18 protein-coding genes are annotated in these 14330 nt (G+C 69.9%); 13 read left to right on the forward strand and 5 right to left on the reverse strand.

From position 1 onward, the window contains the following. Positions 1-13 precede the first annotated feature (13 nt). Positions 14-949 (forward strand): alpha/beta fold hydrolase, encoded by a 936-nt coding sequence (locus AVZ66_RS02105; RefSeq protein WP_058981348.1) that lies wholly within the window; start codon positions 14-16, stop codon positions 947-949. On the opposite strand, the gene AVZ66_RS02110 is transcribed toward AVZ66_RS02105, so the two are convergent. The 3 genes from AVZ66_RS02110 to AVZ66_RS02120 all read right to left on the reverse strand — a co-directional run bounded on the left by AVZ66_RS02110 (position 926) and on the right by AVZ66_RS02120 (position 2922). Beyond that, the gene (locus tag AVZ66_RS02110) at positions 926-1321 is read right to left on the reverse strand and encodes a Zn-ribbon domain-containing OB-fold protein (protein WP_058981350.1); all 396 of its coding nucleotides are present in this window, start codon (positions 1319-1321) and stop codon (positions 926-928) included. The two genes, AVZ66_RS02105 and AVZ66_RS02110, sit on opposite strands and share 24 nt — an antisense overlap. 109 nt (positions 1322-1430) lie before the next feature. Beyond that, entirely contained in the window at positions 1431-2600 is a 1170-nt protein-coding gene (locus tag AVZ66_RS02115) for a thiolase domain-containing protein (protein WP_058981352.1), read from the reverse strand. 46 nt (positions 2601-2646) lie between these two features. After that, positions 2647-2922: a hypothetical protein gene (locus tag AVZ66_RS02120; protein WP_058981353.1), complete on the reverse strand. Its 276-nt coding sequence runs from the start codon at positions 2920-2922 to the stop codon at positions 2647-2649. 104 nt (positions 2923-3026) lie between these two features. Between AVZ66_RS02120 and AVZ66_RS02125 the strand changes: the two genes are divergently transcribed. The 3 genes from AVZ66_RS02125 (at position 3027) to AVZ66_RS02135 (ending at position 4728) form a co-directional block, all read left to right on the forward strand. Continuing rightward, positions 3027-3608 (forward strand): hypothetical protein, encoded by a 582-nt coding sequence (locus AVZ66_RS02125; RefSeq protein WP_058981355.1) that lies wholly within the window; start codon positions 3027-3029, stop codon positions 3606-3608. 90 nt (positions 3609-3698) lie between these two features. Further along, positions 3699-4430, forward strand: a complete 732-nt coding sequence (locus tag AVZ66_RS02130; RefSeq protein WP_058981356.1) for an AzlC family ABC transporter permease — start codon at positions 3699-3701, stop codon at positions 4428-4430. Further along, positions 4423-4728, forward strand: coding sequence for an AzlD family protein (locus AVZ66_RS02135; RefSeq protein ID WP_058981359.1), 306 nt, complete (start codon positions 4423-4425; stop codon positions 4726-4728). Before AVZ66_RS02130 ends, AVZ66_RS02135 begins: the two co-directional genes overlap by 8 nt. Before the next feature lie 9 nt (positions 4729-4737). On the opposite strand, the gene AVZ66_RS02140 is transcribed toward AVZ66_RS02135, so the two are convergent. Further along, the gene (locus tag AVZ66_RS02140; protein ID WP_058981361.1) at positions 4738-5880 is read right to left on the reverse strand and encodes an acyl-CoA dehydrogenase; all 1143 of its coding nucleotides are present in this window, start codon (positions 5878-5880) and stop codon (positions 4738-4740) included. A 153-nt stretch (positions 5881-6033) separates the two neighbouring features. Here AVZ66_RS02140 and AVZ66_RS02145 point away from each other — a divergent pair, with 153 nt between their 5' ends. The 6 genes from AVZ66_RS02145 to AVZ66_RS02165 all read left to right on the forward strand — a co-directional run bounded on the left by AVZ66_RS02145 (position 6034) and on the right by AVZ66_RS02165 (position 9570). After that, on the forward strand, positions 6034-7080 hold the full coding sequence (locus AVZ66_RS02145) for a phytoene/squalene synthase family protein (RefSeq protein WP_058981363.1): 1047 nt from the start codon (positions 6034-6036) through the stop codon (positions 7078-7080). Positions 7081-7120: 40 nt separating this feature from the next. Further along, positions 7121-7804, forward strand: a complete 684-nt coding sequence (locus tag AVZ66_RS02150) for a hypothetical protein (protein WP_058981364.1) — start codon at positions 7121-7123, stop codon at positions 7802-7804. Positions 7805-7871: 67 nt separating this feature from the next. After that, complete coding sequence (locus AVZ66_RS16095) at positions 7872-8024, forward strand: hypothetical protein (RefSeq protein ID WP_157575576.1); 153 nt, start codon at positions 7872-7874, stop codon at positions 8022-8024. Beyond that, positions 8024-8590 carry a GNAT family N-acetyltransferase gene (locus AVZ66_RS02155; protein WP_058981367.1) on the forward strand — a complete coding sequence of 189 codons (567 nt, stop codon included), beginning with the start codon at positions 8024-8026 and terminating at the stop codon, positions 8588-8590. Before AVZ66_RS16095 ends, AVZ66_RS02155 begins: the two co-directional genes overlap by 1 nt. Then, positions 8590-9156 (forward strand): GNAT family N-acetyltransferase, encoded by a 567-nt coding sequence (locus AVZ66_RS02160; protein WP_058981369.1) that lies wholly within the window; start codon positions 8590-8592, stop codon positions 9154-9156. Before AVZ66_RS02155 ends, AVZ66_RS02160 begins: the two co-directional genes overlap by 1 nt. A gap of 33 nt (positions 9157-9189) precedes the next feature. Next, entirely contained in the window at positions 9190-9570 is a 381-nt protein-coding gene (locus AVZ66_RS02165) for a hypothetical protein (protein ID WP_231727063.1), read from the forward strand. Here the strand turns inward: AVZ66_RS02165 and AVZ66_RS02170 are convergent, their stop codons facing one another. After that, positions 9571-11598 carry an AMP-binding protein gene (locus AVZ66_RS02170; protein ID WP_058981374.1) on the reverse strand — a complete coding sequence of 676 codons (2028 nt, stop codon included), beginning with the start codon at positions 11596-11598 and terminating at the stop codon, positions 9571-9573. Between the two features lie 134 nt (positions 11599-11732). Here AVZ66_RS02170 and AVZ66_RS02175 point away from each other — a divergent pair, with 134 nt between their 5' ends. The 3 genes from AVZ66_RS02175 (at position 11733) to AVZ66_RS02185 (ending at position 14307) form a co-directional block, all read left to right on the forward strand. Next, positions 11733-12914: an outer membrane lipoprotein carrier protein LolA gene (locus tag AVZ66_RS02175; RefSeq protein WP_058981375.1), complete on the forward strand. Its 1182-nt coding sequence runs from the start codon at positions 11733-11735 to the stop codon at positions 12912-12914. Between the two features lie 76 nt (positions 12915-12990). Further along, positions 12991-13686, forward strand: a complete 696-nt coding sequence (locus AVZ66_RS02180; protein ID WP_058981377.1) for a hypothetical protein — start codon at positions 12991-12993, stop codon at positions 13684-13686. Positions 13687-13734: 48 nt separating this feature from the next. Then, positions 13735-14307 (forward strand): GNAT family N-acetyltransferase, encoded by a 573-nt coding sequence (locus AVZ66_RS02185; RefSeq protein ID WP_058981380.1) that lies wholly within the window; start codon positions 13735-13737, stop codon positions 14305-14307. Positions 14308-14330 lie beyond the last annotated feature (23 nt).

Raw genomic sequence — 14330 nt, forward strand, 5'->3', positions numbered from 1 at the left:
TGAATCCTCCCGTATGCGACTCCGCAGTCTCCTCGCTGGCGCCGTCGGTACCGCCGCGGCCGCCGACCTCCTCGACCGCGGCCTCCGCGCGAAAGCCGGCGACCTCGAACCGGCGCTCGCGGGCGCACAGGACACGTATCGCTGGCGCGGGTTCGACGTGGCGTACACGGAAGCCGGCGACCCCGACCGCCCGGACGTCGTCTGCCTGCACGGGGTTCACGCCGCCGCCTCCAGCCGCGAGTTCGCGGGCGTCTTCGACGCGCTCGCCGAGGACTACCACGTCATCGCGCCCGACCTCCCCGGATTCGGGCGCACCGACCGCCCGCCGGTCGCGTACACGTCCTCGCTGTACGAGGAGTTCGTCACGGACTTCGTGACCGACCTCGCCGACGACCCGGTCGTCGTCGGGAGTTCGCTCTCGGGCGCGTGGGCGACGATTGCCGCCCGAGAGGCGGACGTCTCGGGGCTGTTGCTCGTCTGTCCGACCGCGGACACCGGCCCGCGCCGGCCGTGGCTGCGCGCGCTCGTTCGGTCGCCGGTCGTCGGCGCCGCGGTGTTCGACGCGCTCACCGTGAAGCCGTCGCTGCGGTACTTCGACGAGCGCGACGCCTTCTACCACCCCGAGCGCGTCCCCGAGGGTCTCGTCGACTACCAGTGGCAGAGCGCCCACCAGTCGGGCGCGCGGTTCGCGCCGGCGTCGTTCGTCGGCGGCTACCTCGACGCCGATATCGACCTCGGCGCCGAACTCCGCGAGCGCGACTGCCCCGCGACGCTGGTTTGGGGCCGCGAAGCCACCATCACGACGGTCGCGGCGGGCCGCGACATCGCCGAAAGCGGAGACGTGCGACTGGTCGTCGTCGACGAGACGCGCCTGCTCCCACACGCAGAACAGCCCGAGGTGTTCCTCGACGCGGTCCGCGAGGACTTACCGCGGCTCGAAGACCACTAAGGGGTCGCCGCGCGTCTCCGTCACGCGGACCCCAACTTCGACCGTCGTCCCGATTTCGACGTTCTCGACAGCCGCCAGCACCTGCCCCGTGAGCCGCACCGGTCCGAAGTCCACGACGGCCGTGACGTACGGCGCGTCGTCGGCGAACGACGGCGCGGGAACGTGGACCTTCGTGTACGTCGCGACTTCGCCAGTTTCGGGGAGCGCGGTTTCGTCGAGGTCGGCGCTCCCGCACTCCGGGCAGACGCGCCGCGGCGGCAGACTCCCGTGGCCGTTCGCGCACTCCACGTAGTAGCCGTCGCCCTCCGCGAGCGCGGCCACGAACTCGTCGAAGCCCGCGTCGCCGACGGACTCCTCACCGTCGTCGGTCATTCTGCCACCTCCAGCGCGCTGCGCTGTCGGGGTCGCGCTCGCGTTCCGCTCGCGCGACTTCCGGTAGAGCAAAGCTCTACCGACGTCTCGTTCGCTCGCGAGTGCTCGCTCACGAGACCACCTCCTCCAAGACGTGAACCACGGCACTTGCGACCGTGCCACCGGCGTTGTGCGCCACGCCGACCTGCGCCTCGGGGACGTGTTCGCTGTTGACGTGGTCGCCGCGCAACAGTTTTGTGAGCTCCGCGACCTGACTCGTCCCCGTCGCGCCGACCGGGTGCCCTTTCGCCTTCAGCCCTCCGGAGAGGTTCACGGGGAGGTCGCCGTCGCGCGTGGTCACGCCCTCGCGAGCGGCCGTGATGCCCTCGCCGGTGTCGAAGAACCCCAGCGACTCCAGCGCCAGCACCTCCGCGATTGTGAAGCAGTCGTGGACTTCCGCCACGTCCACGTCGTCGGCCCCGATGCCGGCGTCCGCGTACGCTTCCTCGGCGGCCTCCGTGGCGGCCGGTGAGGTCGCGACGTTCTCGCGGTCCTGCAGCGCCATCCGGTCGCCGCCCTGTCCCGTCCCGGTGATTGCGACGCCCGCGTCGAGGTTGTGGTCGTCGGCGTAGTCCTCGCTGACGAGGACGACCGCGCTCGCGCCGTCGGTCACGGGGCAGGCGTCGTAGAGGTGCAGCGGGTCCGCGACCGCCGGCGACTCCAGCGCCGCCTCCACCGTAATCTCGCGCTGGTACTGCGCGCGCTCGTTGCCCACCGCGTTCGCGTGGTTCTTCACCGCGACGTGCGCGAGGTCCTCGCGCGTGCCGCCGAACTGCTCGAAGTACGCCGTCGCCATCATCGCGTACGCACCGGGGAACGTGACGCCGGCGCGCACCTCGTACAGTTCGTCCGCGGCGATTGCCAGCGCCTCCGTGGACTCCGCCGTCGAGAGGTTCGTCATGCGCTCGGTGCCGCCGACCACGAGCACGTCGGCCTCGCCGTTCCGGACGTCCCGGACGGCCTGCCGGAGCGCCACGCCGCTGGACGCGCACGCGCTCTCGTAACGCGTCGCCGGCGCCTGCACGCCCAGCGCCTCCGCCGCCAGCGGCCCCTGGTGGCCTTGGTGCTCGCTCAACTCGCCCATGAAGTTGCCGTAGTAGACGCCCTCGACGTCCTCGCGGGCGACGCCGGCGTCCTCGATTGCGTCGCGTCCCGCCTCCGCGAACAGGTCGCGACTCGTGCGCTCGGGGTGGCTACCGAACGCCGTCATCCCGGCGCCGGCCACGCGAACCTTCGTCATACCTCATTATTGTTCGAGCGCCGTGAAAAGGTGTGTGGACCCGGGGCTACATCCCCATATCTGCGGCCGCGTCCGGAACCGGGAGGCCGTTGGGAGACACGCCGAGCAGCTCCGCCGCGTGGTCCAGCGCCATGTCGAAGCCGTAGTAGCGCTCCAGTTCGTCCCCGTCGGCGGTCGGACGCACTTTCAGCATCGCGTACCCCTCGACGTTCTGCGCGACAGCGGCCGTCCGGCCACCAGCCTCGAATTCGAGGACGCGCTCGGTCTCCGTCTCGTAGTAGCGGGCGGTGACGCCGTCGGCTTCGGCGGTCTCCTCGGTCATCGTCGGAAGTTCGGCCGGCCGGCGGAAAAACACGACGGGTCCGGCCGGCGGCGACTGCGGACTCCACAACGTCTTTCCGGAGCGCGGCGAGTGGTGTCGGCCAAATGGGGTTGGCAGGACTGTACTCGACGGTGTTCGCGCCGGAGCTGTTCGTCCTCGAAGCGACCGTGCTGCTCGTCGCCTACGAGTTCCGCGTCCACGACTGGAACACGCGCGCGCTCGTCGTGCGGTTCGTCGCCGTGCTCGTCGGTTGGGCGCTCGCGCTCGCCGTCTATACGGGCGGCCCGGAACTTCTCGGGACCGGAGTGCCGGGCGGCGACGACCTCTACGCGAGCCTCGGGCTGATTGTCGGGTTCGCGGCCATCTGGCTGGCGTGGACGCGCCAGCGACTCGCGTCCGCGGGGCCCGCGTTCTGCGCGTTGCTCGTCGCGACGTCTGTCGTCCACGCCGTCGTCGTCCCGTTCTGGAACGTCTCCAGCCACGTCCTGTACGCCGCAGTCCCTGTCGGCTACCTCGCGACCGTCGACCGGCGATTCGCCGCGCTCGCCGTTCTCCCTCTCGTGATGGTGTGGAGTCGCGCTGCGACCGGCGCCCACACCGCGCTCGAGGGCGTCGCGGCGCTCGTGCTCGGAGTCCTCCTCGTCGCTGCTGCGGCCGCCGTCCAGCGGTCCCGCGACGCGGCGTGACCTCGGCGGTCGGACGGGGCGGCGCTGTCGTTTCCGTGTCGTTTTCACGGCGGGCGCCCTCCCTCGAACCGATGCGAGTCGTTACGCGGCGTGGTAGCGGTGGGTGAAGCCGACCAGCCGACCGACGACGGTGTGCAGGACGTGTCGTTCACCGCTGCGGGCGTCCGCGATGGGTTCGTCGCGGGGTTCCCGGTGGCGCTCGGCGTCGCGGGCTACGGCGTCGTGTTCGGCGTGGTCGCGCGCCGCGCCGGACTGAGCGTCGCCGAGGCCGCGGTGATGAGCGCGACGGTCGTCGCCGGCGCCGCCCAACTGGTTGCCGTGGAACTGTGGGCGGAGCCGATTCCCGTGGTCGCCGTCGTCTCCACAACACTGCTCGTGAACCTCCGGTACGTGCTGATGGGCGCGGCGCTGCGGCCGTGGATCGGGCAACTCGGAGCGCCGAAGGCGTACGGGAGCGTGTTCTTCTTCGCGGACGAGAACTGGGCGCTGTCCATCGGCGCGCTGCGCTCGGGCAGCGACAACGGCGCGTTCCTGCTGGGCAGCGGCCTCGTGCTCTGGCTGCTGTGGGTCGCCTCGACAGTCGTCGGTGCGACGGCGGGCGACCTCGTCGGCGACCCCGCGACGTACGGTCTCGACTTCGTCGTGACCGCGCTGTTCCTCACGCTCGCCGTCGGCTTCTGGGAGGGAACGAAGTCGCTGCGGCCGTGGGTCGCAGCGGCGACCGCCGCGTTCGCGACGCACGCCGCCGTTCCGGGCGAGTGGTACATCCTCGTCGGCGCGCTCGCCGGCGCCGCCGTGGAGGTGGTGGCCTACGATGGTTGACCTCGACCCGACCGTCGTCGCCGTGATTCTCGCGATGGCCGCCGTGACGTACGCGACGAAAGCCGGCGGCTTCTGGCTGCTCGGACGCGTCGACCTCTCCGAGCGCGCGGAAGCCGGCATCGACGTGCTGCCGGGCGCCGTCGTCGTCGCGTTCGTCACGCCCGCGCTCGCCGACGGCGGGATTCCGGAGTGGGTCGCCGCGGCCGCCACTGTCGCCGTCGCGCGCAAGACAGGGAACCTGCTGGTGTCACTGGTGGTCGGCGTCGGTGTCGTACTCGCGGTCAGAATCGTGGTCTGAGCGGCCTCGTTACTCCAGCAGCCGCTGCGCGATGGTGTTCCGCAGCACCTCGCTGGTGCCCTCGTAGATTTCGTTGAGCTTCGCGTCCCGGTAGTAGCGTTCGACGTCGAAGTCCTTCGTGTAGCCGTAGCCGCCGTGAATCTGGATGCCCTCGTTGGTGACCTCCCGAGAGATTTCGGAGGCGTACAGTTTCGCCTGCGCGGCGTCCTTGATGAAGTCCTCGCCGCGCATCTTCTTGTCCGCGGCGCGGTGCATCAGCAGCTTCGCGGACTGAATCTTCGTGTCCATGTCCGCGAGCTTGTGCTGAATCGCTTGGAAGTCACTGATGGGTTGGTCGAACTGCTCGCGGGCCTGCGAGTAGTCGAGGCTGTCGTCGAGGGCCGCTCGCGCCAGCCCGATGGAGCGCGCGGCGATAGTGATACGGCCGCCGTTCAGCGTTTCGAGGGCGTGCCGGAAGCCGTCGCCCTCCTCGCCGAGCAGTCGGTCCTCGGGGATTCGCATACTGTCGAAACGCAGTTCCGCGGTCGGACAGCCCTTGTCGCCGAGTTTGTCCTCGGTGCCCTCGACGTGGAAGCCGTCGTCCTCGTCGGGTCGCACGACGAACGACGAGATGCCCTTGTGGCCGGCGTCCGGGTCGGTCTTCGCGAACAGCGTCACCGTGTCAGCGACGCTCCCGTTCGAAATCCAGAGTTTGTCGCCGTTGACGACGTACTCGTCGCCGTCCTTCTCGGCGGTCGTCTCCATCGACGGGACGTCCGAGCCGGCGCCCGCCTCCGAGAGCGCGAACGCGCCGACGTCGTCGCCGCGGTTCATCGCCGCGAGGTACTCGGACTTCTGGTCGTCGTCGCCGTACTGGTAGAGCATGTTCCCCGCGAGGCTCGTGTGCGCCGCGACGACAGTGCCGAGGCCGCCGCTCCCGCGCGCGATTTCTTCGAGCGCGATGGCGTAAGAGTGGTAGTCCAGTCCCGCGCCGTCGTACTCCTCGGGGAACGGCATCCCCATCAGCCCGAGGTCGCTCATCTCGTCGACGAGATCTTGTGGGAACTCGTCGTCGTGGTCGATGTCCGCCGCGCGCGGCACCACCTCCTCGTCGACGAAGTCCGCGACCATCTCCTTGATTTGGCGCTGTTCGTCGCTGAGGCTGAAGTCCATGCGCGAATCTTGCCGCGTCGTTCCTTTAGCCTTCCCATAGCCGAAGGTCGGGCCGGTTGAGCGACCCGCAAGCCTCGCGGCACTCGACCCGTCGGTTCGCCGACCCATCCCCCGTCCCTTTTTGCGCGTGGTCCCCTTAACGGGGGTATAGCGATGGTCGGAGGCCACCAGTCCCCACAGCCCGCGGCCGACGAGCGCGCGTGGTGCCACGACGCCGTGCAGGACGTCTCCCGCACGTTCGCGTTGACTATCGACGCGCTCGAAGAGCCGATGGCGACGCGCATCTGCGTCGGCTACCTGTTGTGTCGCGTGGCTGACACCGTCGAGGACGCCACGTCGATACCGCCCGCCGAACAGGCCGCGCTCCTGCGCACGTACGACAGCGTGCTCGACCCCGCCGACGACACCGGCGTCGCGGCGTTCCGCGAGGACGCGGAGCCACACCTGCCGGACGAACTGAACGCCGACTGGACGGTCGTCGCGGAGGCGTCGCGCGTGCTCACCGCGTTCGAGAGCCTCGACGAGGACGCGCAGGCCGCGATTCGGCCGACCGTCCGCGAGATGACGACGGGGATGGCGTCGTTCGTCGAGCGGTACGCCGACGACGGCGGCCTCCGCATCCAGTCCGTCGAGGAGCTAGAGGAGTACTGCTGGTACGTGGCGGGGACTGTGGGGGAACTCGTCACGGAGTTGCTCGCCGCCGACGCCGGCCGCGAGGACGCGGCGACGATGCGAGAGCACGCGCGGTCGTTCGCGTTGCTGCTCCAACTCGTGAACGTCGCGAAGGACGTCCGGCCGGACTACCACGAGGAGAACAACGTCTACCTGCCGGCGGCGTGGCTCGACGAGGCCGGCGTCGACCCCGAGTCGGTCGCGGACCCGTCGAACGCCGAGAACGTCGGCAGCGTCGTCGAGCGCGTCGTCGACCGCGCGCGAGGGTACGCGGACGGCGCGCAGCGGTGGCTGGAGGCGATGCCGACGACCAGCGGCAACACGCTGGCGGCGTGGACGGTGCCGTACCTGCTGGCGGTCGGGACGATGCGCGAACTCCGCGACCGACCCGGGGACGTCGTCGCGGACGGCGACGTGAAGGTCTCGCGGGCCGAAGTCCACGCGGTGTTGACTCGCGTCACGGGCGACTTCGACCGGGCGGCGCTGGAGCGCCTGCGCGAGCGCATCGCGAGCCAGTCGCTGGCCTGAACCCGGAACGCGTTAGTCGCTGCCGCCGCGTGTGTTTCTCATGGAGACAGTCGCCGACGTCGTCGCGAGTCTCGACGACCCGGACCGACCCGTCGTGCGCGCCGACCGCGTCTACGACGCCCGCGAGTTCCGGTCGCGGACGTACAAGACCGGGAACGCGCTGCGGCACTGCGGCGTCCGCGAGGGCGTCGGCGTCGCGATTCTGGACGTGCCGGCGCCGGCGGGACTGCAGACGTTCCTCGGCGCGGCGCTGCTGGGCGCGACCGTCGAGTTCGGCCCGGAGCGCGTGGTCGAGGCGCGAGTGCTCGCGGGGCCGACCGCGGCGCTCGACGACTACGACCTGCCGCCGGGCGGCCAGCGCGTCGGCTGGGGGGACCCGCCCGCGGACCCGTCGTGGATGTACTTCGAGCGCGACGTCTGGAGCGAGAACCCGACGTTCCCGGAGCCGTCGATTACCGCGGACACCGAACTGCTCGCCGGCGTCACGCACGGCGAAGCCGTCGAGGCAGCCGAGCGGGTCGCCGAGACCTACACGCCCGAGGACCGAGTGGCGGTGCGTGCGCCGCTCGCGCACCCGGGAACGGTCGTTGCTGGCGTACTTGCCCCAATACTCGCTGGCGCGTCGATAGTGCTGTCGCCCGCTGGGGGCGCGGGAACGGTCGCCGTCGCGGACGGCGACGCGCCCGAGGACCGCGTGGTCGCGCCGGACGACGCCGCGCCGTAGTCGCTCGTTCGTGAGTGAGTACCACTCTCGCGGAACCGCTATTATCCGGGGGTGAAATGGGGAACACATGTCAGGCACGGTGTTCAGTCGCGGTGCCTACGCCGCTCGCGCACCCGGACTCGCGCGGGCCGGCGGCGCCCACCGCGACGCACATCGAGCAGTGCAGGCGAACCGAACCGGACCGAGCAGCGACGCCGGCGCGCACGCGGTGAGCGAGTGATGCCGGGGCCGATTCTGGAAGTCGGCGACGACCTCGTGTTGCGCACCGTCGAGCGCGAGGACGCGGCGTTCCTCCAGCGACTGTTCACGGACCCGTACGCGCGAATCGGCGTCCACGCCGGCGGCCACAAGAGCGAGGCCGAAGTCGAGGAGTTCGTCGAGGAGGAAGTCGAGGACGACGACAACGCCGCGTACCTCGCGTGCGTGGACAGCGAGGACGCGTCGTACGACCACCCCGACGACGAGGAGACCACGCCGGTGGCGTTCGTGTTCGCGGGCCACGTCGACCGCGACCGCCCGTCGCTCGTGCTGTGGGTGCCCGAGGAGCACCGCGACGACGGCTACGGCGCCGACGCGGTCGACCTCGTGCTGAAGGGCTTGTTCCGCACGTACGACGCCCACACCGTCGGCGCGGACGTGCTCGAAGGCGACGACTACACGCGCGATGTCTTCGAGGCAGTCGGCTTCGTCGACGAGGGCGGCGGCCGCGAGGTGTGGTTCGCCGAGGGTGAGTATCAGGACGCCGTCGAGTACGGCTTGCTCCGCGAGGAGTGGGAGGACCGATAATGCCGGGGCCAGTCGTCACCGAGGGCGAGCGCGTCACCTTCCGCACCGTCGAGCGCGACGACGCCGCGTTCATCCAGCGGTCCTGCACAGACCCCCGAATCCGGTACTCGCTGGGTTCGATTCACCACCGCTCGCGCGCCCAGCAGAAAGACGGTATCGAGAACTGGATCGAGAGCGAGAGCACTGCGACGTTCCTCGCGTGCGTCGACGACGAGGATGCGTCCCGCGGCCACCCCGACGAGGACGCGACCACGCCCATCGGGAGCTTCAACGCCCGCCACGTCGACGGCGACCGGGTGTGGCTGTCCTACTGGCTGCTCCCCGAGTACCACGGCGAGGGCTACGGCCGCGACATGGCCGAGACGGGCATCGACTACGTGTTCGAGAACTACGGCGTCCACGGCATCACCGCGGGCGCCTACGCGTTCAACGACGCCTCCCGCGGCCTGCTGGAGGAGGTAGGGTTCACGCAGGTGGCGCGCCGCCGCGAGTCCCGGTACATCGACGGCGACTACCACGACGAGGTGCGCTACGACCTGCTGCGCCGCGAGTGGGTCGAACAGTAATCCTTTTTTGCGCGTCCTCGGTCGGTGCCGGCAGTGACTGTGACGTCCGCGCGGTGCCTGATTCGCGAACTCGACGAACTGTTCGTCGAAGAGGTCCTCGACCCCGAGGTTGGCCGCGTCTACCGGCCGTTCGGTAGCGAGGTCGGCTCCGACCAGTCTCCGGAGGCAGCGGTCCGCGAGGCGTTCCGGGAGACGCTGGGCGTCGACCTCTCGTGGGTGACCGAACTCGGCGAGTACGACGGCGTCCGCGTCTTCGAGGCGAGCGCCGACCAGAACTGGCTGTACGACGAGACGGGCGTCACCGTCTACGACCCCGAGACCGAGGAGACGACGCGGCTGGCGTGGCTGCACCGCGAGGACTTCGAGAAGTACGGCGAGCAACTCCGCCCCGAGGGACTGCTGGCGGACCTCTGACTACTCGGCGTCCCGGAGCGCGTCGATGGCGTCGGGGTTCTCGATGCTGGAGCGGTCGCCGACGTCCCCGCCGGTGTACGCGCCCGCGATGGCGCGGCGCACGATCTTCCCCGACTGAGTCTTCGGGAACTCCGCGACGAACAGCACCTCGCGCGGACGGAACGGCTTCCCGAGTTCGGCGCCGACCTGCTCGCGCAGCGCCGCGCGGAGGTCGTCGCTGGGTTCGACGTCGTCCTCCAGAATCACGTACGCGACGACGGCCTCGCCCGTGGTGTCGTCGGGGACGCCGACCGCGGCGGCCTGATTCACCGCGTCGTGGTCGATGAGCGCACCCTCCACCTCGGCGGGGCCGACCTTCCGCCCGGCGACGTTGATGGCGTCGTCCGCGCGGCCGTGCAGGAACCAGAAGCCGTCCTCGTCGACCTGCGCCCAGTCGCCGTGGTTCCAGACGCCCTCGAAGCGCGACCAGTACTCGTTCAGGTAGCGCTCGTCGCCGCTCCAGAGGCTCTTGGTCATCGCGGGGTTCGAGGAGCGCGCGACGAGGTAGCCCCGTTCGTGTTCGTCCTTGATGCTGCGGCCGTCCTCGTCCACGATGTCGATATCCATGCCGAGGCCGGGGCCGCCCAGCGTGCACGGCTTGAGGGGCTGGATGGGCATCGGCATCAGGAAGCAGCCGAACACCTCCGTCCCCCCGCTGATGTTGATGATGGGCGCGTCGCCGCCGCCGACGCGCTCGTAGAACCACACCCAGCTCTCGGGGTCCCACGGCTCGCCCGTCGACCCGAGCAAGCGCAGGCTGGAGAGGTCGTGGCCGTCCAGCCACTCGTCGCCGTACTTCCGGAGCGCGCGAATCGCGGTCGGCGAGATGCCGAACTGGGTGACGCCGTGGCGGTCTATCAGCTCCCAGAAGCGGTCCGGCTCGGGGTGGTCGGGCGCGCCCTCGTACATCACGATGGTGCCGCCGAACGCGTGGTTGCCGACGAGCGTCCACGGCCCCATCATCCAGCCGATGTCGGAGACCCAGAAGAAGCGGTCGCCGGGCTTCTGGTCGAACCCGAAGTGAATCTCCTTTGCGGGCTGAACGAGCGCGCCGCCGTGCGTGTGGACGATGCCCTTCGGCTTCCCCGTCGTCCCCGACGAGTAGAGGAGCATACAGGGGTCGCTGGCGTCCATCACGCGCGTCTCGAAGTCGTCGTCCTGTTCGGCGACGGCCTCGTGCCACCACTCGTCGCGGTTCGTCCACGTCAGCGTCTCCTCGGTGCTGTCGACGACGCCGAGGCGGTCGTAGACGACGGTGTGCTCGACGTGCCCCGCTTCCTCAATGGCCTCGTCGAGCGTGTCCTTCAGGAGGATGCGGTCGCCGCGCCGGTAGAAGCCGTCGCCCGTGAACACGACCGAACACTCCGCGTCCGCGATGCGGGTGGCGGTGGCGTCGACGCCGAACCCGGAGAAGATGGGGACGGCGATGGCGCCAGCCTTGAAGATGCCGTAGAGGATGCTCTGGACCTCCGGCACCATCGGCATGTAGAGGCCGACCGTGTCGCCCTCGCCGATGCCGCGCTCGACGAGCGCGTTCGCGACCCGATTGGCCTGCTGGTGGAGGTCGTGGTAGGTCTGCTGGCGGACCTCGCCGTCCTCGCCCTCCCAGATGCACGCGACGTGGTTGCGCGTGCCCGAGTCGACGCGGGCGTGCCGGTCGACGGTGTTGTGCGCGACGTTGAGTTTCGCGCCCGGGTACCACTCCGTGAACTGCGGCCCGCCACGGCTCGCGGCTGCGCCGCTCGCTCCTTCCGGGGCGCGTCGCGCCCCGCTTTCGTCTCTGACCTCGTCGAAGTCCTCGTAGAACTCCAAACCGAGGTACTCCGGGAGTTCCCCCCAGAACCAGTCGAGGTCCGAGGTGGTTCGCTCGACGAGTTCGTCGTAGTCCGCGATGTCGTAGGCCTGCATGAACTGCCAGACGTTCGTGGACTCGACGAACTCGTCGTCGGGCCGGTGGACGACTTCGTCCACTTCGTCGAGGGTCTCCATGTGTGGCAAGTCTTGCGTACCCGGCAAAGGTGTTTCGCCGGCCCCCTCTCGCGGGCTGATACCGCCGCGGAAAACTGTCCTCGCGAACACATCACAAACGTTATTAAAACATCCGACGTTCATCCGGTCGAAAAATGAACTCCGACGGCCGTACGACCGACCGCGGGAGCGTCGCCACGGTAGTGGTTGGTGCGGCCGTCGTCGCGGTGGTCGTCGCGGGCGCGCTGTGGATGGTCACCGCCCCCGAAGCCGCCAGCCGACCTATTGGCATGGACGCCAGCGAGCAGTACGCCGGCATCGACGGCGTCACTGCGACCGAGACCATCGTCGTCGAGCGCGGAAACCGGACGAGTCGAACCGTCGCCGACGTGGCGCTCCGGCCCGGGACGGACGAACGCCGCCGGACCGTCGTCGACGGGAGCGTGCCCTACGAGGTAACCGTCTCGAACGGCTCGACGATGTGGCTGTACGACGGCGACGCCGACCACGCCAAGCGCGTGCCGCTCTCGGAGACGCCGGACCGCGGCGTCGCGCGAGCCGACCGCATCGAGCGGTTGTTCACCGCGCTGAACGTCACCGAGCAGTCGGCGTCCACGAGCGCGTCCAGCCCGAAACTCGCGCCGCTACCACTCGTCCCGAGCGCGTCCAGCGGCCCGAACGACACAGACGAAGCGTCGCTGGGCGTCCAGTACGACGGCACGACGACGGTCGGCGACCGCGAGGCGTACGTGCTCCGCATCGCGCCGCAGTCCGAGGGCGCGACCTACGAGCAGACGCTGCTCGTGGACACCCAGCGGTTCTTCGTGCTCGAACAGCACACCGAGTGGGTCGAGGACGGTTCGTCGGTGTCGGTGACGACCACGTACACGAACGTCTCCTTCGACCCCGGTCTCGACGACGCGACGTTCCGGTTCGACCCGCCGGCGAACACGACCGTCGAGCGCGTGAACACGCCGAAGACGACAACCTACGAGGACGCGGCGGCGCTCCGCGAGGCGACGAACGTCTCCGTTCCCACCCCGGAACTCCCGGCGTCGTTCCGCCCGACGTACACCTCCGAGACGACCGGCGAAGTCCACGGCGTCGGCCTCCGGTACGTCAACGAGACGGCGCGCATCACGGTCTCGAAGTACAACCGGACGTTCCCCGCGGACGGCGACCGCACGGTCTCGGTCGGCGACCACGACGCCGCGGTGACGTACGGCGCGACCACGTCGGTGTCGTGGAACTGCGAGACGTACCGGTACACGGTGCGCGGGCAGGGCGCGTCCACGTCGGTGCTCGTCGAGGTCGCGCGCTCGGTCGCCTGCGAGTAGCGCGCGAACGCCCGGCGTCCACAGCGCCTGCGAGCGCGCGGTGGCTTTTTGCGAGCGCGCCACGCCAGTCGGCGACGTGAACCGAGCAGCACTCGCAGCGGCGGTTCTCGCGGTCGTCGTGGTCGCGCCAGCCGTCGCCGCCGGCGGAGTGGGCGTCGCCGCCTCGCAGGATGCGTCGGCGGAAGTCGTCGCGCGCTATCCGACCGGCAACGGCAGCATGGTCGAGGAGACGGTAATCGAACCCGCCGACGTGGCGTCCGTCGACGCGCCGCAGAAGCCCTCCCGCGGCCCCGGCTGGCAGGTCCCGATGGAACTCACTGAGGCGGGCGCCGAGCAGTTCTCGGCGACGCTCACGGACGCGGGCTTCACGTCGGATGGCGTGCAGTCGTGTCCCGCCAACGGCGAGCGCAACGAGGACGGCTACTGTCTGCTCACCGTCGTCGACGGCGAAGTGACGAACGCGCTGGCCGTCAGTGAAGGCTTCGCGGAGATAGTCGAGTCCGGGGAGTTCGCCGAGGACCCGCGGTTCGTGCTCTCGGTGGTCGACGAGGAAGCGGCCGAGGAGGCCGCGCGGGCGTTCGGCTGGCAGGCCAACGAGACGACCACCGGTGTCTTCGCGACCAGCGACTCGACGACCGGTGAGCCAGCGACCAGCGCGGACACGGCGACGACTGACTCCGGGGAGGCCAGCGGTAGCGCGCCCGGGTTCGGTGTCGCCGCCACCGCCGCGGCGGTCGCGCTCGGCGCCGCCGGGTGGCTGTCCCGTCGGTGACTGACGGGCCCGCAAACGCTTTTCCGAGGGGCGACCAAGGATGTGAGTATGTACGCCCGCGACGCGAAGAAACACGAGGAGGTGTGGTTGCTCGACCGCCTCGACGAGTTCGGGTTCGAGGACCCGGCGTTCCGCTCGCGGGACTACGTGCTCGCCATCGACGAGGAGACCAACGAGCGTGCGGGGTTCGCGCGCTTCCGCGTCCACACGACCGACGACCAGTCGGTCTGTGAGTTCACGAACATCGGCGTGCGCGAGGACTGGCGCGGCCGCGGCGTCGGCGCGCACCTCCTCGAACACCTCGTCGAGGACGCCCGCGACCAGGGCTTCGAGGCGGCGTACGCGCTCACCGACGAACCCGAGTACCTCGCGCAGTTCGGGTTCGAAGCGACCACCGCCGAGGGCCTCCCGGAACCGCTCCCGGAGCGCCTCGACGCCACCCGCGAGTACCAGCCGGACGCCGTGCCCGTGTTCCTCGACTTCTCGGCGTTCGAGATTCCCGACCGCCTCCGCGAGCGCTTCCGCGCGGACGAGAGCGACGACGAAACCTCCGAAGAACCCTCCGAGGACTTCGGCATCGACTCCGACTCCGCGACGTACAAGTACGACACCGGCGGGTGACTGGGTCACACACCCACTGAACG

Source organism: Halobacterium sp. CBA1132 (assembly GCF_001485535.1).
Classification (GTDB): Archaea; Halobacteriota; Halobacteria; order Halobacteriales; family Halobacteriaceae; genus Halobacterium.